1 protein-coding gene is annotated in these 1,391 nt (G+C 60.1%); it reads left to right on the top strand.

Features of this window, described 5'->3' with window-relative positions:
- Positions 1-86: 86 nt before the first annotated feature.
- The gene (locus tag AC0L3X_RS47085) at positions 87-1,130 is read left to right on the top strand and encodes an IS110 family RNA-guided transposase (protein WP_007594558.1); all 1,044 of its coding nucleotides are present in this window, start codon (positions 87-89) and stop codon (positions 1,128-1,130) included.
- Positions 1,131-1,391 lie beyond the last annotated feature (261 nt).

Here is a 1,391-nt window from a genome sequence, read left to right as displayed (position 1 = left end):
GCTCTCGTGTTGGGGTGGACGGCCCCCTTCCGCCGGTCTGCGTGGCAGGATGGGGTCGTCGATGACCTCAAACGAAGGAGCCGCCCGTGGAAACGATTGTTCGTATCGGTTTGGACACGTCAAAGAGCGTATTTCAGTTGCATGGCGTTGACGGGATGGAGCAGCCGGTCTTGCGACGCAAGTTGAGACGCGGCCAGGTTCTGGCGTTCTTCGGCCGTCTGCCGCCTACGCTTGTCGCGATGGAGGCTTGCGGAGCGTCGCACTATTGGGCGAGGGAGCTGCGTTCGCTGGGGCATGAGGTGGCGATGATCCCGCCGCAATATGTCAAACCGTACGTGCAACGTGGGAAATCCGATGCGGCGGACGCCGAGGCGATTTGCGAAGCCGCGAGTCGACCGAAATTGCAGAAGAACTTCGTGCCAATCAAAAGTCCCGAGCAGCAGGGCGCACAGATGCTGACTCGTGTACGCAACCAGTTCATTGGCAGGCGCACCCAGCTCGCCAATTCGATCCGCGGCTACGCCGCAGAGTTCGGCTTTACCGCGCCCAAGGGGCTTTCAAGGCTTCCGCAATTGCTGATCGATATTAGGGCTGATGCGACAGTCCCGGACTTGGCGATGGAGTTGATAGAGGCGTTGGCTGCAGAAATGGCGCGCGTCGATGATCAAATCGTTACGCTCGACAAGAAGCTCATGCAACTCCATCGGAGCAGCGAGATGAGCCGAAGACTTGCGACCATTCCAGGAATTGGTCCGATCGGCGCGACGCTGCTGTCAATCAAGGTCGTGGATGCGCGCGGATTCAAGTCGGCAAGAAACTTTGCCGCGTGGCTTGGCCTGACGCCAAAGAATCACTCGACGGCCGGCAAGAATCGGCTCGGGGTCATCACCCGCGCCGGCGACGGCATGTTGCGAACCGTTTTGGTAGCTGGCGCGACGGCAGTGATCGCGGATATGCGACGACGCGGGAGTCGCCCTTGGTCCTGGCTGAAAGACATGATCGCTCGCAAGCCGCCAAAGCTGGTGGCGATAGCGTTAGCAAACAAGCTGGCGCGGATTGCTTGGAAACTGATGGTCAGCGGCGAACGGTACCGGCCTGCGAGCGCCGTACCGATGCCAACGCCGACATAGACTTGAACGACAAAAAGAGCTTGGCGTCAGACGGGCAGATCTGACGCTGGGGCCGGAACTTGCAGGAAAGGAAGAGGTGGTACGTTCGGCGCGAGCCGGTCATGTGAGACACTCCGCTCGGTTTACCGGCAGCAAATGCCGCTCTCGTGTTTGGAGCTCACTGTCCGCGAAGCCCATCTTGGCCAGTGGTCGCAAGACCCGATAATAGGCCGGACATATGAGCGCAAGCGATCCGAGCATGCTGCCCGAGCCAATCCTTGC

The sequence above is a fragment of the Bradyrhizobium sp. MI1.7 genome, from assembly GCF_055811795.1.
This window is presented reverse-complemented; position numbering and strand designations above follow the sequence as displayed.